Genomic DNA, 18,205 nt, shown 5'->3' on the forward strand with positions numbered 1-18,205 from the left:
CCGGGTCGGCGGGGGCGCTCAGGCGCGCTCGGTCGCCGGGCCGTACCGCTCGCGGAACCGGCTGGCCCGGTAGACCCCGAGGATCCGGTAGTCGGCGAAGAAGCCGAGCTCGGAGAAGGCCCGTTCGACGGCCGGGTCCTCCGGGCTGCCCTCGATGTCGGCTAGGAACTGCGTCGCCACGAACTCGCCGCTCACCATGCAGCTCTCCAGTTTCGTCATGTTGATGCCGTTGGTGGCGAAGCCGCCCATCGCCTTGTAAAGCGCCGCCGGCATGTTCCGGACCTTGAAGACGAAGGTGGTGACGATCGGCCCGACGCCGGCCGCGGCGCGCAGGCGTTCGTTGGAGAGGATCAGGAAGCGGGTGGTGTTGTGCTCCTCGTCCTCGAGATCGGCCCGCAGCACCCGCAGACCGTACTCCTCGGCCGCCAGCCGGGAGGAGACCGCCGCCTTCGTCACGTCGTCCCATTCGGCGACCTCGCGCGCGCTGCCCGCGGTGTCCGCGGCCGGGACGGCGGTGAGCCCGAGCGCGCGGATGGCGTTGCGGCACTGTGCCAGCGCCTGCGGGTGGCTGTGCACCGTCTTGAGGTCGTCCATGGTCGCGCGCGGCAGGCCCACGAGCTGGTGCCGGATCGGCAGGAAGTACTCGCCGATGATGTGCACGGACGAGTTCGGGAGCAGGTGATGAATGTCCGCCACCCGGCCCGCGGTCGAGTTCTCGACCGGAATCATGGCCAGGCCGACGGTGCCGTCCTCCAGCGCGGTGAAGCACTCCTCGAAGGTCTGGAACGGTACCGCCTCGAAATCGGGGTAGACGTCGCGGCAGGCGATATGGGAGTTGGCCCCCGGCTCGCCCTGATATGCGATCTTCTGACGCCCGGCCATTACGGTTTCCTGCCTTCGGTTCGTGGTTGGTCCTGCGTGCGGCACGTCCCGGTGCCGCCTTTCGACGGTACCGGGCGGTGAGCGGGTTCCCGCCCGCCGCGGGACGGAGCTCACCGCGGCGGGCGTCAGCCCGAGTGGGCGGCCTCGAAGGCCTCGATGATCTCCCGTGGGATGCGGCCGCGGTCACCGACCTCGAAGCCGTTCTGTTTGGCCCACCAGCGGATCTGGCCGGGATCCCGGCCGCCGGCCCCGGCGCCGCCCGGGCCGGAGGAGCCGGCGGTGCCCGAGGAGCCCGGGGAACCGGCGGAGGTGAGCGCCACCGACCCGCGCGGCCCGGCCGGGGCGGGAAGGAGCCGGTCGCCCGGTTCGGTCGGCAGCCCGATCCCCGCCATGGCCCGGATGTGATCGGGCTCGCGGGCAGCGGCGATCGCGAACGCGGCGGGCAGATACGTGATCGTGATCAGGTCGTCGTCGTCCCGGCCGACGACGACGTCCCGGGCCAGGTCGGCGAGGTGCTCGTGGTGGGTCAGCAGGATGATCTGCCAGCTGGGCGCGAACTCGGTCAGCACCCGCAGGGCGGCCCTGGTCCGATCGTCGTCGAAGGTCATCAGGACGTCGTCGAGCACGACCGGCAGCGTGGGCTCGCCGCGATCGGCCCGCTCCCGCTGCAGCTGGTCGATCGCGGCCAGCCGCAGGGCGAGGAACACCTGGTCGCAGGTGCCCTCCGACAGCTCGTGCGGCCCGAGCTCGTGCTCGTCCGAGCGGATGACCTTCAACGTCCGGGCGTTGTCGCCGCGGTCGACGGCCCGCAGCGCCACGTACCGGCCCTCGGTGAGCCGTTCGAGCAGCTGCCCCGCCGCAGTGAGCAGGGGCGACGCGTGGCGACGTTCGTACGCCGCCAGCTCGCCGCGCAGCGTCTCGTGCTGGATACGGGCGATGACGTAGCGTTCCGCGGTCTCCGCGACCAGGGCCAGCGACTCCTGGGCCCGCGCGTGCAGCTCGCCGGCGCTCGCGCCGCTCTCCAGATCGAGCAGACGTCGCTCGACGGTGCCGACCGCCGTCCAGGCGTCCGTCTGCGCGGTGGCGTACCGGTCCCGCTCGTCCCGGGCGCGGGTGACCTCGGCCGCCAGCTCCGCGTCCGTCCGTCCGGTCAGGTCGCCGACGACGGCCTCGAGGTCGTCGCCGGGGACGGTCGCATGCAGGAGGGCCTCGGCGGCCGTCAGCTCCGCCGTCACATGGGCAAGGTCCCGCTGGCGGGCCGCCGCGTCCGCGAGGGTCTGCCCGGGTGTGAGGGTGACCTGGGCACCGAGCTCGTCGAGACGTCCCGCGGCGCTGTCCCGCAGGCCCGCCGCCGCCTCGACGCGGGTGGTGAGTCCGTCGATCGCCTGGTCGATCTCCGTGGCGCGGGCCCGGTTCTGCGCGGCGACCCGGTGCAGGCCGCTGAGCTGATCGACCAGGTCGGCCAGTGCCCCGATCTCGGCATCCAGATCGTCGGCCGTCGCCGTCGCCGTCGCCGTCGCCGTCGCGTTTGCGGTCACGTGTGCCGCTGCCGCTGCCGCTGCCGCTGCCGGCGTGGCGGTCCGGCGCAGGCCGTGCCGGGCGGCCAGGCCCGTCACCTCGGCGGCGAAGTCGCCGAACACGCCGCCGGCGGCGTCGGCGTCCCGGCCGGCCCGCAGCGCCAGCTCGTGCAGCGCGGCGGCCTCGGTGAGCACAGCCCGCCGCTCGGCCCACCCCCGGGGGTCGGTGACGTCCGCCAGGGCGGCCCGGCGGACGAGGGCCTGCCAGTCGTCCTCGGCACCACGCAGCTCCTCGCGGCGTTTCGCCAGGTCACGCTCCGCCTCGTCGACGACACGCCCGGAATGCAGCGCGGTGGCGCGCTGCTCCCGGGCCCGATCGTCGTCGTCGAGCACGCCATGCGCGGCGCCGAGCAGGCTGTCGAGGTCGGCTTCCGCGGCCGGGACACCGACCTGGGCCAGCGCTTCGGCCAGCGCGCCGCGCTGCGCCCGCACCTGCGGGTCCAGCCCGGTGACGCGAGCCTGCGCGGCGAGCAGCTCGCCGTGCGCACGATGCGCGTCGTCGACGGCCTGCAGGACGTCGTCCACGTCGTCCCGGTCGGGAGCGGCGAGGCCGGCGTCCTGCCACAGCGCCGTCCAGACGGCGCCGGCCCGATCGGCGGCGTCGGCAGCCGCGGCGGCGGCGGACACCGCGTCCGTGACCCGCTCCCGGGCGGTCGCGGCCTCCCGGCGGAGCTGACCGCGCCGGGCCGCGAGGTCGGCGTGCCGGATGAGCTGGTCGGCGACCTCGTCGGCCTGGGCGATGCCGGCGGCGAGCACCGGCAGGAGCTCACCGGCCCGCTGCCGGCTCAGACCCTGCGCCGCGCCGGGCGCGGCGGTGTCCGATGCGGCGATGACGTCCGATGCGGCGATGACGTCCGATGTGGCGGTGGTGTGCGACGTGGCGGTGGTGTCCGACGCGGCGGTGCCGGTCGCGGCGATCAGCAGGTTCCACAGCCGGGTGCGGGTCGCGCGGGCCTGCTCCAGCGTCGCGGAGTCCGGCAGGTCCTGCTCGTCCACTTCGGCGAGCCGGCCCTGGGCGAGATCGTCATCGCGGGTGGCCCCGACCAGTTCCTCTTCGCGCCGGGCCAGTGTCACCCGCGCCGCGTCCAGCTCCTTGCGCGCCGCCCGCACCTCGGCGCGCAAGGGCAGGGCCGGCGGAGGGCCGTCCAGGTCGCGGGCACCGGCGCGGTGCAGTGCCGCCCGCCGGTCGCGGACCGCGTGGGCCGCCGCGTCGACGGCGTCCCGGGCCAGCGCGGTCGCCGACCCCTGGGCGCCGACCGCGGCGACCACGGCCTTGAGATGGCTGATCGTGGCCGGATCGGCCCCGGGGGAGAGCTCGGTGGCGGCGTCGTGGCGCTGGCGGGCGGCGGACAGTGTCTCCTCGGCCCGGCCCAGCTCGTCGCCGAGGTCACCTATCGTGGCGGCCAGCGCGTCCAGCTGGGCGGCGAGATCTCGGGGGACGTGCAGCTGGTCGAGCAGGTCGGCGGTGTCGCGCCCGTCGCTCGGGCCGACGAGGCCCAGCACCAGCGCGCGGGCCCGCGCGGCCTGGTGACCTGACTCGGTGCCCAGTTCATGGGCACGGCGGCCGTCGCCCAGCCGGGCGACGCTGGCCCGGTCCAGCCGGATGATGGTCTCGCCGTCCGCGAGCACGGCCTCGTCGACGGTCAGCTTCGCGCGCGCGGCGCGGCGTTCGGTCAGCTCGGTGGTCAGCCGTTCCAGCTCCGCCTCGGCGGCCACGGTCTGCGCGGCACTGGCGTCGAAGACCGCCGCCTGCTCCGCGGTGAGCACGGTGCCGGCTGTGAGCAGGGCGATCCGGCGCTCCCGGAGCACCACGAGGTCCCGGACGAAGGCCGCGGCCCGGCCCCGCTGTTCCATCCGGTCGAGCCGCGCGGCGGCGGCCCGGGCGGCCGCCGCTGCCGCCGCGGCCTCGTCGCGGCGTAGCGCCAGCTCGTGGCGCGCCGCCTCGACCTGGGCCGCGCGGGTCATGGACGACGTCGCCTGCTCGGCCTGGCGCTGGTAGTCCGCGAGCGCGATGCGCAGCTTCGACGTCCTGCTGTTGCGATGCTGCTTGTAGAGGGAGTCGACCTCGGCCTCAAGCGCGTCGAGCAGGCTGCGCACGGCCCGCCCGCTGCGCGCGGTGAAGACGAGCTCGGCGAGGTCACCGCGGCCCGCGAAGACCAGGTCGCCGCCTTCGCGCAGCTCGGCGTGGGAAAGCCCGAACGCGCGGCGCCAGCGGTCGCGTTCCGCGGCGCCGCCGGAGCCCCAGGGCGGCGTGAACGGGACGCCGTCCGCGACCGTCTGCAGACCGGTGTTGCGGCGCCTGATCTCCGTCGGCGCCGTCGGCGCCGACGGCAGCTCGACCTCGGCGCTCAGGCTCAGCGCGCCCAGGCCGAAATGGAAGCTCTGCCGGGTGCCGCGGAAGGTCCACAGCAGGTCGGACAGCGCGTCCAGGGTGGTGGACTTGCCGGCCTCGTTGGCGCCGACGACCAGCGTCAGCCCGGGGCCGAACTCGACGCGGCGGGCTTCGAAGGCACCGTAGCGCTCAAGCCCCAACGCCCGGATGCGCATCAGGCGTCACCGCCGGCCAGCCGGGCCAGCAGGCCGGCCCCGGCCCGGTGTGCCAGCTCGCCGAGCGTGCCGGGGTCACCCAGGTCGAGCAGCTCGGCGGTGCGCAGCAGCCGCCCGACCTCCCGATCGAGCGGGCCGGCCCACTGCCGGAGCAGGTCCGGTTGCCCGCCGAGCGATTCGCACGCGACCCGGATCGACGTGATCAGCTCGGGGTCGACGCCGCCGGCGGACGCCGGATCGGTGACCCGGGTGACGATCTTCTCCAGGCAGACCCGCAGGCCGTCCGCGACGGAGCGCAGCTCCTCGCGCAGCCGCTCCGCGTCGGCGAGGTCGGCGGCGGCCCGGCTGGTGCCGGTGAGCACGATCCGCGCGACGACGGGGCGGTCGCCGGCGGCGTCCCGCGCGTCCCGCAGCTCCCGTGCGATCCGGTCGAGGACGGCGTCGAGGGTGGCGGTGCCGCTGGTGTCGACCGTGATCATCGCCCAGCGGGCGACATCGCACGGCACGTGCTCGACGCGGGCGGGGCCGGTGCCGGTGATCTCGACGACGAGCGCGCCCTTCGGGCCGGCCTCCCGCGGGGTGCGGCCCTGCAGGTTCCCGCTGAACGCCGCCACCTGCTCGCCGGCGGCCACCACGCGATGGGTGTGGACGTGGCCGAGCGCGAAGTAGTCGTACCGGGTGCGGGCCAGGTCGTCCGCCGAACACGGCGCGTAGTTGTCGTGGCCGTCGGCGCCGTCCGCCGCGGTGTGCAGGAGACCGACGTTGACCAGCCCGCCGACTGCGTCGGGGTACCGCAGGACGAGGTTGGCCCCGACGGCACGGGTCGCGTAGCTCTGCCCGTGCACCGCCAGGCCCAGGTCCTCGACGATGTGCGTGTCCGGCTGTTCGGCCGGGAACACGAAGACGTTGGGGGGCAGCGTGAGCGTCCGGGTGATCTCGCTCTCGGCATCGTGGTTCCCCGAGATCATGAACACCCGGACGCCGCTGTCGCGCAGGCGCCCCATCTGCTCGACGAAGTACCGCCCGGTCGCGTAGTCGTGCCAGGTTCCGTCGTAGATGTCCCCGGCGAGCAGCAGTGCGTCCGCCTGCCTGGCGATGGTGAGATCGACCAGGTTGCCGAGCGCCCGCCTGGTCGCCTGGCGGAGCAGTTGGGCGAGGTCGCCGTCGCCGARCCGGGTCAGCCCGCGCAGGGGGCTGTCGAGGTGGACGTCGGCTGCGTGAACGAGACGCATCTTCCCTCTTGCGGCGGGCCGCCCCCGCGCAGTGGGTGATGCGCGGTTGCGGTCGGGTGGCACGGCTCGCGTGGTGCGATCCGCGGACGGCCCTCGTCGCGACGCGCGAGGCCGAACGGCCAGAACCTAGTACCGCAAAGGGACATCTCGAACAGTCCCACGCCGTGTGGGCGCGTGACATTGGCGAATTTCCGGATCGTTGCCGGTCCAGCGTGGTCCTGATGTTTCTCTCTGTTGCGTGGGCAGCTGTGCGTGCAGCCCCGGTACGGGAGCGTTCAGCGCCCGGAGCGTGCGCCCGATCCCGACGTCGAGCGCGTGCGCCGGGCCCGGCTGCGCGTGCCCACGTCGACCTGCCGGGTCGGCCCGGCGCCGTCGGCGACGCTGGCCAGGTCCGCCGCGATGCTTCGGTTGATCAGGCCGACGGTTCGTTCCCGGTCGCTGGCGTCGAGTCCTTCGAGCAGGCTGTGGATCAGGCTCACGGTCGTCCTCCGCGTGGTGGTGTGATCGTGTTGCTCGTTTTTCCTGCTTCCCGGGTAGGCGCGGGTTAAGCCTGCGAATTACGAGATTCCGACCCGGAGCACCGGGTGACCTGGCTCACCCGGCGACCTGGCTCACCCGGCGACCTGGCTCACCCGGCGGCTCGGCCCACCGGGTCGATCCGCTCACCGGGTGGCTCCTTCACCGGGTCGCTCAGTGCACCGGGTCGCTCAGTGCGGTCGCTCAGTGCACCGGGGAGAGCCCGCCGTCCAGGTTGATGCCGGCGCCGGTGAGGTAGGCCGCCCGCGGCGAGAGCAGGAACGCGGCGAGGTCGGCGAAGTCCCGGGCCTCGCCGACCCGCCCGAGCGGGATGCCGGAGTTCTGGCCGAGGTCGGCGTAGAGGTCACTCGTGCTGACACCGAGCTCGGTCGCCCGCCGTTCCCACTGCCTGCTCTCCAACAGCCCGATGAGCACCGCGTTGACCCGGATCCCGTCCCGGCCCAGCTCCTTCGACAGAGCCTTGGTCAGGGCGAGGCCGGCGGCCCGGGACACCGAGGTGGGTGTCGATCCGGCCCCCGGTGCCTTCGCCGCCACGGCGAGGGTGTTGACGATGCTGCCGCCACCGGCGGCGCGCAGATGCGGAAGCGCCAGCCGGATGAGCCGGATCGCGCTGTAGACCTTGAGCTCGAGGTCCTCGCTCCACATCTCGTCGGTCTGGGTGTCGAACATCTCGGCGGCGCTGCGCCCGGCGTTGTTCACCAGCCCGTCGATCCGGCCCCAGCGGCCGACGGCGAGCTCGGTGAACCGCTCCAGGTCGGCGGGGCTGGTGACGTCGGCGGCCACCGGCAGCACATCCGCCTGGTCCGCACCGGCCTTGATGATCTCTTCGGCGAGCTGGTCGAGGGCCTCGGCGCGGCGGGCGCAGAAGGCCACCCGCGCGCCCTCCGCGGCCAGGGTGCGGACGAGCGCCGCGCCGAGACCTTCGGAGCCACCGGTGACCAGGATGACCCTGCCAGCCAGTTCAAGATCCATGGAGCATCCTCCGTCGTCCACGGTCCGGTCCCCATCGGCCCGTCCGATCCCTGAAGACCCTAGGGACACCGGGGCGGTCTACTCCTCCTCGGCCCCCTTGCCGACCCGGCGGGCGTGGCGGCCGCGGCCGGTACCGCGGCGGTGGACAGCGCGACCCGTGAGCAGGGCGACCGCCGCGGTGAGCATGCCGGTGCCCGCGACGGCCGCGACAGCGGCCGGCCCGTCCAGTGGAAGGAACGGAAGGAGGCGCTCACGTACCGGGCCGGCCTGGGTGCCGGGCCGGTCGGGGAAGCGGATGCGCGCGGAGATGGTGTTCTCCACCAGGCCGCTGCGCAGGGTGATCGTCGCCTTCCACGGGCCGGCCGGTACCAGCGGATCCAGGAAGACCGTGACCGGGTCGCTTTCGCCCGGGGCGATGGTCGTCCCGAGCTTCGCGTCGAACGGGCCGGCCCGCAGGCCGCCGGGTCCGTCGGTCAGCAGCAGCTCGCCGGTGATGTCCAGGGCCCGCCCACCCGTGTTGTGGACGGTTGTGATCATGGCGGGTCGTCCGTCCTCCAGCCGCCGGGCCACGATGTCCGACATGGTGAAGGCGGACGGCGCGGGTCCGCCCGGCCCGATGTCGAGATAGATGCGGATGCCCACCCTGTTGACCATCTCGACGCCGCCGTCGTCGTTCGTGGTGCTGGCGGTCTCGGCCCAGAGGACGCCGTAGTGCTCGCCGGGCGAGGCGTCGGTCGGCACGGCGACGCGGACCGTGACAGTGTCGACGCTGTGCGGCGCGACTTCGAGGACCTCCTTGTCGACGCGGGTCCACGTGGTCAGCTCGTTGGCGGCGTGGCCGTCACCGAAGGAGAAGCGGCCCTTCCCGACTGTCGCGGCACCCGGATAGATGGTGATCCGGCGCGGCTCGGCGCTGTTGTTGGCGACCTCGACGTGCCGGTCGATGACCGTGCCCGGCTCCAGATGATCGATCAGGTACTGCCGGGCGCGCGGGTCGAGGCGCAGGCTGTCGGTGACCTCCATGAGACGGACACCGATCGAACCGTCATCGCTCGCCCGCGCTGCGGGCGAGGCACCCGCGGTGATCGTGGCCAGCAGCAGACTGGCCACGATCACCGAAATGGTCCGCGCGATGTAATGGCCGGGCAGTGCCCGGCCAGATCGCTGTTCCGTCGTTACCCCCTGGCGTGCGTGGCCGTCCGTGGTCGCGGACGGCCAGACCGCTAGGCGACCGAGTGCGTCACCGTCGCGGTGAAGGTGCCTGCCACCCTCGACGCCGCCGGAATCGTGACGGTGACGGTCGGGTTCCAGGACGCGGTGTTCACGCCGGTGCCAGCCGTGGCCGTCACCGCGGTCTGCGCGGTGGCAGAGAGCGCGGCCACGTTTGATCCCGTAGTCGAGACATTACTAGCTGTGATTGTTCCGGGTGCGTAGGCGGCGGCGGACGCCGGAATCGTGACGCCCGCGGCCGTGCCGCTGCCCGCGAACGCCGAGGAGGCGACACTCGCGACCCAGGTCGCGGCGGCAAGGCCGCGCGAGTCGGTGACGGCCACGGTGCCCAGCGGCCCGGACACGGTCGGCGCGGTGACGGCGAACGAGCCGAGGTTCACCGCTGCGGGCCCCGGGACGGTGATGTCGAGGGTTCCGCCGGTGAGCGTGAACGTGACGGTGGTCGTGCCGGACGTCGCGGCGGTCGCGGGTGGGGTGAGCGCCAAGCCAGCCGCCATGATCGTCGCGGCTCCGATGGTTACCGCGAGTGATGATCTGCGCATGCCGCACCTCCGTTCCCGGCGGCGTACCGCCGTGGCTCGCTGTCCCGACTGGCCGCCAGGACGGGGATGTTTATCGATCGTGAGTGTCGCCACCGTAGCCAGGTCAAGAGGTAATAGCTACTCTCCGTAACCGCGAGTGGCCTGGGGTAAAKGTCACCTCGGGAACGAGTGGTGGGGAACCGGCCAGGCCGCTCCCGGTGGCCGAGTCCCGCCCCGATCGGCCGGTCCGGCGATGTGTGACGCCCGGTCCCGCCGGGTTCGTTCAGGAATCGGATCTTCAGCTGCGGCGGGCATCCTTGCCCGCGATCAGCACCCGCGATACCAATGCGCGGTGCGCAACCGTCTGCCGGGCTGCGGCTTCCGCTTGGCCGGGTTCCGTCGAATGCACCCTTCCCGGCGGCTGACGCTCGCCGCGCTGACACTGGTGTCATCCGGTATGGGGATCGCACCTGCCAGCGCGGCGTTGAATATCACCGTGCCGACCGCGAAGGACCTCGGTTCCCGGCAGGTGGGCACCGGCACGCTCACGGCGGCGCTCGGCACTGTCACGGTCACCAGCACGAACCTGGTCGGCACCTGGACGACGTCGGTGTCGTCGACGAACTGCACCACCGGTGCCGGAGGAAGCCAGCAGACGGTGCTGAACAGCAATCTGTCCTACTGGTCCGGGCCCGTCACCGCCACCACGGGCCTGCTCTCGGTCACCACCCCGGGCCAGGCCACGGCGGCCAACGCGGTCACGCTGAGCACCACCCGCACCGCCTTCTCCGCGGTCACGCTCAACGTCCTGCAGAGCACCGTGTCGTGGAATCCCACGCTCATCGTGAACGTCCCGTCCAGCGTGGTCGCCGGCATGTACACCTGCACGGTGACCCACTCGGTGGCCTGAGCCCGCGGCGGACGGCGCCTGCGCGAGCACCGGCGTGCCGGCGGAAGAAAGCGGCGCGCTAGCGGAAGAAGTCGACGCCCGATCCGGTCATCCGCCGTGGCAGCGACTCCGGGTCGGTCCCCGGCGGCAGCAGACGGACACCGGCATGCAGCAGCACGACACCGGAGCGGCCGACGAGCACCGGGTCGAGGAGCACCTCGGCGACGGCGGGCGCACGCTCGGCGAGCCGGGCGAGCCGGTGCAGCACGTCCTCCAGGGCGGCGAGATCGGCTGGCGCCGTCCCACCCGTGGCGCCCGTGCTGCCGGAGTCGCCGGTGCCGACCAGCATGACGGCGCCCCGGATGCCGCGCACCAGCTCCGCGGCGTCCCGGTCGGTGAGGGGCAGCGCGCGGGCCAGCGGGTCGACGAGCAGGTCCGCGACCGCTCCGCCCAGCCGCAGCGACACCAGCGGCCCGACCGCCGGGTCATGGGTCATGCGGACCACGGTGGAGACACCAGCCGGGGCCATCGGCTGCACCAGCATGTCGCCCGGCCCGACCGCGGCCCGGATGGTGCGCCACGCCTCGGCCAGCGCGCCGGGGCCCTCGATGCCCAGGCGCACCGCGCCGACGTCCAGCCGGCCACGGAAGCGCTCGTCCGCGATCTTGAGGGCGACTGGCCACCCGATCCGTTCGGCCGCGGCCAGCGCGTGGCTTTCGGAGACCACCCGTTCAGCCGGCCAGACCGCGAGGCCGACTCCGGCGAGGATTCCCGTGACCCGGCCCGGTGGCAGCCATTCGCCGTCCATCGCCGCGCCGTCCATCGCGCGCATGGTCCGGCCCAGGTCGAGCCGGTCGAGGGTGGGCACCGTGCCCTGGTCGCGGTCCCGCCAGGCCGCGTGGTCGGCGGCCCGGGCGATCGCCCACGCCGCCGACTCCGGCGAGGCGAAGGACGGCACCGAGCCGCGGCCCGGCGTCGAGGCGCGGCCCGGCGTGGAGACGTGGCCCGGCGTGGAGACGTGGCCCGGCGTCGAGCCGCGGCCCGGCGTCGAGGCGGAACCCGGGGCCGAGGCGTGGCCCGATGCCGCGCCGTGGTCGGTCCGGCGGGCGGCCAGCGCGGCCGGGATCCCGTCATGGCCGAGGAAGGACGCGACGACCGGCAGGCGGCCCGCCGCGGCGACGCCGCGCACGGCCCGCGCCAGCTCGTCGCCAGCGGGATGCGGGGTGATCAGCACCAGCACGGCGTCGACGTCGCCCGAGCCGGCGACGGTGCGCAGCGCCGCCTCGAACCGGTCCGGGGCGGCCATCGCGCCCAGGTCCACCGGGTTCGTCGCGTCCTGGCCGTCAAGCAGGTCACCCAACGCGGCCGTGGTGGCCGGGCCGAACCGTGCCACGTCGAGCCCGGCCGTGTGGCAGGCGTCCACCGCCAGGGCGGCCAGCGCGCTGGACGTCCCGACGATGCCGACCCGCCGCCCGGCCGGCAGCGGCTGGGACACCAGCAGCGCGGCCATGTCGAAGAGCTGCCCCAGCGTGTCGACCCGGATGACGCCGGCGCTGGTGAACAGCGCGTCCAGCGCCGGATCGGTGGAGCTGCCGCCGCTCTTGAGCGCGATCACCGGCTTGCGCCGGCCCAGCCGCCGGGCGATCCGGGCGAACTTGCGGGGGTTGCCGAAGCTCTGCAGGTGCAGCAGGATGACCTCGGTGCGCTCGTCCGACTGCCAGAACTGCAACAGGTCGTTGCCCGAGACGTCCGAACGGTCACCGGTGGAGACGAACGTCGACAGGCCGATCGAGCGCCGCGCCGTCTCGGCGAGGAAGGTGCCGGCCAGCGCCCCGGACTGGGTGAAGGCACCGACCCGCCCGGTCGGGGGCGAGCCGGCGGCGAACGTGGCGTGCAGGCGGACCGCCGGATCAGTGTTGATCACACCCATCGCGTTCGGGCCGATCAGCCGCATGCCCGACTCGCGGGCCAGTCGGGTCACCTCGGCGAGGCGGGCCCGGCCGTCGGCCCCGGCCTCGGCGAAGCCGGCCGAGACGACGATCAGGTTCCGGACGTCCTTCTGCGCGCAGGCGCGGACGGCGTCGGCGACCTGGGCCGCCGGCAGCGCGATCACCGCCAGGTCGACCGGGTCCGGGATCTCGCGCACGTCGGGATAGGCGTAGACCGAGGCGATCTGCCGGGCCGCCGGGTTGACCGGGTAGACCGGGCCGTGGAAGTCGCTGGACAGCAGCCGCCGGAACACCTCGTGGCCCGCGTTGCCCGGTCGCCTGCCGGCGCCGATGACCGCGACCGCCCGGGGGTTCAGCAGCCGGGCGATGCTGCGTGCCTCGGCACGCTGCTCCAACGCCCGCGAGATGCCCCGCGCCCGCGGCGCCTGGGCGGTCGAGAACACCATCCGGATGATCCGCCCGCCGCCGCCGCCGCCGCTGCTGCTGCTGCTGCTGCCGTCGCCGTCGCCGTCGCCGCGGCTGCCGCTGTCGGTGCCGGAACTGTCGTTGGGAGCGTCGTCGGGGACGAACCCGGCGGCCTGGAAGACCCGCTGGGCGTGGTCGTTGCTGCTGGGCAGGTCGGCGACCAGGTGCCGAACGCCCAGATCGCCGGCGGCCGCGGTCAGGTGCTCCAGCAGCAGCGGCCCCACACCCCGGCGCCGGTACCCCGTCCGCACGACCAGGCGGACCCGGGCCGGGCCCGGGCGCGCGCCCGACCGGACGTACTCCGCCGCCCCGACCAGCCGGCCGCGCAGGATCGCGACGACCACCAGATGGTCCCGGTGGTCGTCGTCGGTGAGTCGCTTCGCGAGGGCGTCGGACGTCTGCTCGTCGTCCCACGGGGCGGGCAGGCCCGCGGCCTCGGCCTCAGTCAGGCCGGAGTACAACGCGGCGAGATCGGCCGCGTCGGTGCCGAGCGCCGGCCGCAGCTGGACGGGCGCGCCGTCGGTGAGCACGGCGTCCGCCTGCCAGCGCGCCGGACGGCCCAGATCTCGCACGGCCTCATCTCGTACGGCCTCTGCCATCGCCGAGCCTCCTACCTCCCGGATGCCCACCTCCGGTGCCGTCAGCCCTGCGATCATGCTGCCGTCACGCTGCGATCGTGCGCGGCCGGGCGGGTTCAGCCGAAAGGTCCGGGTAAAAAGTCGGAATGCCAGCGCAAATCATAGGCTGGACGGCATGGACGGCGGCAGAGAGCCGGCGGTCGGTGCGGGCGGTCGGGTGACCCCGGCCGAGCCGCGTTGGCTCCGGGACAGCGAACGGACCGCCTGGCGAGGCCTCATCAACGTCATGACGCGCCTGCCCGCGGCCCTCGACGCCCAGCTTCGCCGTGACGCGGGCCTGAGCCACTTCGAGTACTCGGTGCTCGTCGGTCTCTCCGAGGCGCCGAACCGGACCCTGGCGATGGCCCGGCTCGCCGAGTTCACCTGCGGGTCGCTGTCCAGGCTCTCGCACGCCGTCAAACGCCTGGAGGACAGGGGCTGGGTGCGGCGCTTCCCGTGCGCCGCCGACGGGCGGGTCACCAACGCGATCCTGACCGACCTCGGTTTCGAGAAGCTCGCCGCGACCGCTCCCGGCCACGTCGAGACCGTCCGTGACCTTGTGGTGGAGGCACTCTCGCGGGATCAGCTGAACCAGCTCACCGCGATCTGCGGCCAGGTCCTCGACCGGCTGGACACCCCACCCCCACCGACCCGGCCCTGCTGACCGGTTCCGGGCCGGCGGCAGGGGAGTCCCTCGGGAGCGTGGCGGATCCCGCACCGCCGCGCGGCGCCGACAATTCCTCTCAAGGGGACAAAAGGGTCGAGGTGTCGCCTGGCAACCCGCAAGGAAGAAGGATTTCGGTCGTTGGAGCGACCAAAATCGTTCACTCTTGCGACTCGCCAAACCGGGCTACCGGGCTACCCGGCGACCGGACGACTGGGCTACCGGGTGCTCGGAGGTCCGGCAGCGTTCGTGGAGTGCGAACACCTCCGCCCGCCGTTGGGGCTAGACGCCTGTCGTCGAGCCCGGCCGGGCGATCATCAGCACGGTGACCACCGTCCACAGCAGGCTGAACAGGCCGCTGGTCATGGCGACCCGGGTGGTGCTCACGGCCGAACCCGGGGACGTCCGGACCTGCTCGATCAGCTGCTGCTGGCTGGGGAGCACCGCCATCGCGAGGACGAGCGCGGCGATCCCGGTGAGCACGATCGAGGCCACCAGCCAGGGGTCGCCGACCACGCCCATGCTCATGGCCGTGGCCAGCCCGAGGATCGGCACCACGATGCCGATCGCCGCGTACACGTTGCAGATGCGGTGCAGGGTGCTGACCACTCCCACGGCCCGGGGGTCGGGCTCACGCAGCGCCGACCGCACCGCCGGGGCGAACATGCTCGCCGCGACCGTCACCGGGCCGACGGCGATGATCGCGGCGAGGACGTGAACGCTGAGGAGAAAGGTGGTCACAAACGCCGAGGTTAGGTGCCGCGCCGTGGCCTCCAGGGCGACCGGAGCCACCAGCCGCCTGCAGCCTGCGGCCCGCCGATCCGAGCCGCTCGCCCCTTGACCGACCGGGCTGCCCGGCCCTCCCCGCCAGCCCTGGCCGGTCAGGCTCGTCCAGTCCTGCTCCTGGTCGGTCCCCGGCCGGTCCTGCTCGGTCCCGGTCGGTCCTGCTCGGTCCCGGTCCGCTCGGGGCGGTGCTTCAGTCCCGCGCGGGCAGCGCGTCGAAGACCGCGGGCCGCTTCTCGGTCCGCGCGGTGAGCGCCTCGGCGAGTCCCGGGCCGTCGAAGGCGATGTCCATCTGCTGGAGCGTGTCGGTGAGGGCGTCGTCCGCGGAGCGGTCGAGGTCGGCGTAGACCTGCTTCTTGATGGTCGCGAACGAGAACGGCGAGCAGTTGGCGGCCAGGTCCGCCGCGTAGGCGAGGGCGGCGTCGAGCACGGTGCCGTCCGGGACCACCCGGTGGACGAGGCCGATGGCCGCCGCCTCCTGGGCGTCGAGGGTCCGGCCGCTGAGCAGGAGGTCCATCGCGGCCTGCACGCCGATCACCCGCGGGAGCAGCCAGGAGACGCCGTACTCGGCGGCGAGCCCCAGGCGCGAGAAGGCGGTCGCGATCTTCGCCGACTCGGCCGCGAACCGGATGTCGCTGCCCAGCATGTAGGCGAAGCCGATGCCGACGGCGGCGCCGTTGATCGCGGCGATCACGGGCTTGCGCAGCCGCACGGCCAGCGTCGGCAGGTCCTCCCGGGCCGGGATGAACTTCTTGATCATCTCGGGCCCGCCGCGCAGCACGTCCAGGTCGGCGCCGGAGCAGAAGCCGGGGCCGGCGCCGGTCACGACGATCACGCGGACGGCCGGATCGTCGTCCGCCGCGCGCAGTGCGTCCGCGTAGGCGGGGCCCATCGTCGCGGTGATCGCGTTGCGCGCCTTCGGGCGGTTGAAGGTGATGACACAGACCCCGTCGCGGATCTCGGTCAGAATCTCGCGGTCGTCGGTTTCCGTCGTCACGCTGCCCGCCTCAGTGATTTGGCCCTGGTCTGGTCTGATCCGTCGCCACCCGCACGTCGTCAAGGAGACTAGGCGACCGCCGTTGTCCGGCGCTCGTCAGATGTGACGGACGACGGATCGGTTCAGATGTGACGGACGACGGGTCGGCGACGGAGCGGACGAACCGGGCGAAGCCGGATCGACCGGGTGCGCGCGACCATCGACCGGGTGCGCGCGACCCGAGCGGCCGGCGGGCGCGTGCCTGCGCATGCGCACCACCGGCCGCCGTGGCGTCCGCAGCCTGCGATCTCAGCTTCCGCCGCCGCGGGCGGGTGCGGCCGGGTCCAGGTGCGGCTGCTGTTCGGCCCGGGCTGCGCCGGCGGCAGCCCGCCCGCTGAAGCCGCTGTGCATGAGGGTGTCCAGGCGGGGCTCCTCACCGTCCGCGGAGCGCATGGTCGCGGCGAACTTGGTCAGACCGATCACGAGCGCGGTGAGCGCGACCCACAGGACGACCAGCGAGTACGTGGGATGGTGATGTGCTGCGGCCCAGAACGCCATCGCGACCGAGAACGCGCCGATGGTCAGCGGAGCCCACCAGGTGCCCCCATGCGCTGCCTGCCGCTGCGAGAACGCCGAGACCAGGGCGTGGATGCCGAGGGCCAGCAGTGACCAGGCGGCGATCCGGGCGACCACGGCCAGTGTCGGGCTGGGCCAGACGAGCGCCACGATGCCGCCGGCGGCCAGCGCGACGGCCAGGGCCGCGTGTGTGGGCCGCCAGGAGACGCCGGAAGCCAGGCCGGTGACCAGCTCGCTGAGCGCACCCAGCAGCAGCGTGATCCCGAGCAGGACGGCGATCGACTTGCCGGTGGTCAGTCCGAACATCGGGATGGCCAGTGCGAACAGCAGCCAGCCGATGCCCAGCGGGAGCAGCGCCCCCATGGCCTTGGCGCCCAGGTCCTGGCCAGCTCCCGCACCACCGGCCGCGCCGCCGTGGCCACGGCCGCGGCCATGCTCGTGAAAGGCGTGGCCATGAAGATCGTGGCCGTGGCCGCGAAGATCGTGGCCGCGATCGCCTGATGCACTCATGAAGTCATCCCTCCAGCAGGGTGGTTGTCGTGTGCGGGTTCTCCCTCACCCGTGCCCGGAGGCTTCGGATTTCATACCGTGCGTTACGAGATCGATGCGACCTGTTATGTGACTTGTCGAGGGGGCCTGGATCGGTTGCCTGCATCGGTGCGGGGACGCCAACCTGAGGATCGGTGGTCGGCGGTGGACCGGGGCGAGGAGCAGCGATGAAGATCGATTACAACCTGTCGGACGACATCGCCGTGACCGCAGGCTCCGCGGTCGAGGTCGAGAAGGACGGCTACGCCGGGGCCTGGGTGGGGGAGACCAGCCACGACCCGTTCCTCCAGTGTCTGCAGGCATCGATCGTGACCGACTCGATCACCGTCGGGACGTCGATCGCGATCGCCTTCGCGCGAACCCCGATGACGCTGGCGAACCTGGGCTACGACCTGGCGCAGTACAGCGAGGGGCGGTTCGTCCTCGGTCTCGGCTCACAGATCAAGCCGCACATCGAAAGGCGTTTCTCCATGCCGTGGTCGCATCCCGCGGCGCGGATGCGCGAGCTCATCCTCGCCGTCCGGGCGATCTGGGACTGCTGGCAGAACGGCACCAAGCTGGACTTCCGCGGCGACTTCTACACCCACACGCTCATGACGCCGTTCTTCACCCCGAAACCCCATGCGTTCGGCCCGCCCCCCGTCTTTCTCGCCGGCGTCGGCCCGGGCATGACGGAGGTCGCCGGCGAGGTCGCCGACGGATTCTTCGTCCATCCGTTCAGCACCATGCGCTATATCGAGGAAGTGACCATTCCGGCGCTGCTGCGCGGCCGCGCCCGGGCCGGCCGCGGCGACCTGGACGGCTTCACGGTCTGCGGGCCGGCGTTCGTCACGATCGGGCGGACGGACGAGGAGATGGCCCGCGCCGTCGCGGCGACGAAGAAGCAGATCGCCTTCTACGGCTCCACCCCGGCCTACCGTTCCGTCCTCGAGCTGCACGGCTGGGGTGACGTGCAGCCGGAGCTGACGGCGCTGTCCAAGCAGGGCCGCTGGGACGACATGACGGGGCTGATCACCGACGAGATGCTGGCGGAGTTCTCGGTGATCGGCTCGCCGGAGGAGGTCGGGCGCGGTCTCGTCGCCAAGATCGGCGGCGTCTACGCCCGGACGACCCTCTACGACGCGGGCGGCTCGAACAAGGCGCACTGGCCCGCTGTCCTGGACGCCGCGCGCTAACCGTCCGGAACACCGCTGACCGGCCGGGATGCCGCTGACCCGTCCCGGCCGGCCCGGAGGGAGA

14 protein-coding genes are annotated in these 18,205 nt (G+C 73.2%); 3 read left to right on the plus strand and 11 right to left on the minus strand.

Annotation, left to right across the window (positions count from 1 at the left end; genetic code table 11):
* Positions 1–18: 18 nt before the first annotated feature.
* The 7 genes from CcI49_RS01480 to CcI49_RS01510 form a co-directional block, all read right to left on the minus strand.
* Complete coding sequence (locus CcI49_RS01480; protein WP_054564188.1) at positions 19–882, minus strand: prephenate dehydratase; 864 nt, start codon at positions 880–882, stop codon at positions 19–21.
* A 125-nt stretch (positions 883–1,007) separates the two neighbouring features.
* Positions 1,008–5,006: a histone-like nucleoid-structuring protein Lsr2 gene (locus CcI49_RS01485; protein WP_076823763.1), complete on the minus strand. Its 3,999-nt coding sequence runs from the start codon at positions 5,004–5,006 to the stop codon at positions 1,008–1,010.
* Complete coding sequence (locus CcI49_RS01490; protein WP_076823765.1) at positions 5,006–6,238, minus strand: DNA repair exonuclease; 1,233 nt, start codon at positions 6,236–6,238, stop codon at positions 5,006–5,008. The genes CcI49_RS01485 and CcI49_RS01490 overlap by 1 nt, the downstream gene beginning before the upstream one ends.
* A 275-nt stretch (positions 6,239–6,513) precedes the next feature.
* Positions 6,514–6,717: a hypothetical protein gene (locus tag CcI49_RS01495; RefSeq protein WP_054564185.1), complete on the minus strand. Its 204-nt coding sequence runs from the start codon at positions 6,715–6,717 to the stop codon at positions 6,514–6,516.
* 241 nt (positions 6,718–6,958) lie between these two features.
* Positions 6,959–7,747, minus strand: coding sequence for an SDR family oxidoreductase (locus tag CcI49_RS01500; protein WP_054564184.1), 789 nt, complete (start codon positions 7,745–7,747; stop codon positions 6,959–6,961).
* A 78-nt stretch (positions 7,748–7,825) separates the two neighbouring features.
* Positions 7,826–8,863: a hypothetical protein gene (locus tag CcI49_RS01505; RefSeq protein WP_076823767.1), complete on the minus strand. Its 1,038-nt coding sequence runs from the start codon at positions 8,861–8,863 to the stop codon at positions 7,826–7,828.
* A 107-nt stretch (positions 8,864–8,970) separates the two neighbouring features.
* Positions 8,971–9,519: a hypothetical protein gene (locus CcI49_RS01510; RefSeq protein ID WP_054564182.1), complete on the minus strand. Its 549-nt coding sequence runs from the start codon at positions 9,517–9,519 to the stop codon at positions 8,971–8,973.
* A 382-nt stretch (positions 9,520–9,901) separates the two neighbouring features.
* Between CcI49_RS01510 and CcI49_RS01515 the strand changes: the two genes are divergently transcribed.
* Positions 9,902–10,408 carry a hypothetical protein gene (locus tag CcI49_RS01515; RefSeq protein ID WP_054564181.1) on the plus strand — a complete coding sequence of 169 codons (507 nt, stop codon included), beginning with the start codon at positions 9,902–9,904 and terminating at the stop codon, positions 10,406–10,408.
* A gap of 58 nt (positions 10,409–10,466) precedes the next feature.
* Here CcI49_RS01515 and CcI49_RS01520 read toward each other — a convergent pair whose 3' ends face one another.
* Entirely contained in the window at positions 10,467–13,400 is a 2,934-nt protein-coding gene (locus CcI49_RS01520) for a GNAT family N-acetyltransferase (protein ID WP_076824200.1), read from the minus strand.
* A gap of 154 nt (positions 13,401–13,554) precedes the next feature.
* Between CcI49_RS01520 and CcI49_RS01525 the strand changes: the two genes are divergently transcribed.
* Positions 13,555–14,082, plus strand: coding sequence for a MarR family transcriptional regulator (locus CcI49_RS01525; RefSeq protein WP_076823770.1), 528 nt, complete (start codon positions 13,555–13,557; stop codon positions 14,080–14,082).
* Between the two features lie 282 nt (positions 14,083–14,364).
* On the opposite strand, the gene CcI49_RS01530 is transcribed toward CcI49_RS01525, so the two are convergent.
* The 3 genes from CcI49_RS01530 to CcI49_RS01540 form a co-directional block, all read right to left on the minus strand.
* Positions 14,365–14,823, minus strand: a complete 459-nt coding sequence (locus CcI49_RS01530; protein WP_054565302.1) for a hypothetical protein — start codon at positions 14,821–14,823, stop codon at positions 14,365–14,367.
* A gap of 235 nt (positions 14,824–15,058) precedes the next feature.
* Complete coding sequence (locus tag CcI49_RS01535; RefSeq protein WP_083472938.1) at positions 15,059–15,862, minus strand: enoyl-CoA hydratase-related protein; 804 nt, start codon at positions 15,860–15,862, stop codon at positions 15,059–15,061.
* A 288-nt stretch (positions 15,863–16,150) separates the two neighbouring features.
* Positions 16,151–16,927 carry a DUF308 domain-containing protein gene (locus CcI49_RS01540; RefSeq protein WP_076823773.1) on the minus strand — a complete coding sequence of 259 codons (777 nt, stop codon included), beginning with the start codon at positions 16,925–16,927 and terminating at the stop codon, positions 16,151–16,153.
* Positions 16,928–17,133: 206 nt separating this feature from the next.
* Here CcI49_RS01540 and CcI49_RS01545 point away from each other — a divergent pair, with 206 nt between their 5' ends.
* The gene (locus tag CcI49_RS01545; protein WP_054564178.1) at positions 17,134–18,141 is read left to right on the plus strand and encodes an LLM class F420-dependent oxidoreductase; all 1,008 of its coding nucleotides are present in this window, start codon (positions 17,134–17,136) and stop codon (positions 18,139–18,141) included.
* Positions 18,142–18,205 lie beyond the last annotated feature (64 nt).

This window comes from Frankia sp. CcI49 (genome assembly GCF_001983215.1).
In the GTDB taxonomy this organism is placed as follows: domain Bacteria; phylum Actinomycetota; class Actinomycetes; order Frankiales; family Frankiaceae; genus Parafrankia; species Parafrankia irregularis.

Coding starts and splice junctions, on each gene's coding strand:
- CcI49_RS01500 (WP_054564184.1), bottom strand. CDS start 7,747: ATGGATCTTGAACTGGCTGGCAGGGTCATCCTGGTCACCGGTGGCTCC.
- CcI49_RS01480 (WP_054564188.1), bottom strand. CDS start 882: ATGGCCGGGCGTCAGAAGATCGCATATCAGGGCGAGCCGGGGGCCAAC.
- CcI49_RS01515 (WP_054564181.1), top strand. CDS start 9,902: ATGCACCCTTCCCGGCGGCTGACGCTCGCCGCGCTGACACTGGTGTCA.
- CcI49_RS01510 (WP_054564182.1), bottom strand. CDS start 9,519: ATGCGCAGATCATCACTCGCGGTAACCATCGGAGCCGCGACGATCATG.
- CcI49_RS01485 (WP_076823763.1), bottom strand. CDS start 5,006: ATGCGCATCCGGGCGTTGGGGCTTGAGCGCTACGGTGCCTTCGAAGCC.
- CcI49_RS01540 (WP_076823773.1), bottom strand. CDS start 16,927: ATGAGTGCATCAGGCGATCGCGGCCACGATCTTCGCGGCCACGGCCAC.
- CcI49_RS01545 (WP_054564178.1), top strand. CDS start 17,134: ATGAAGATCGATTACAACCTGTCGGACGACATCGCCGTGACCGCAGGC.
- CcI49_RS01520 (WP_076824200.1), bottom strand. CDS start 13,400: ATGGCAGAGGCCGTACGAGATGAGGCCGTGCGAGATCTGGGCCGTCCG.
- CcI49_RS01525 (WP_076823770.1), top strand. CDS start 13,555: ATGGACGGCGGCAGAGAGCCGGCGGTCGGTGCGGGCGGTCGGGTGACC.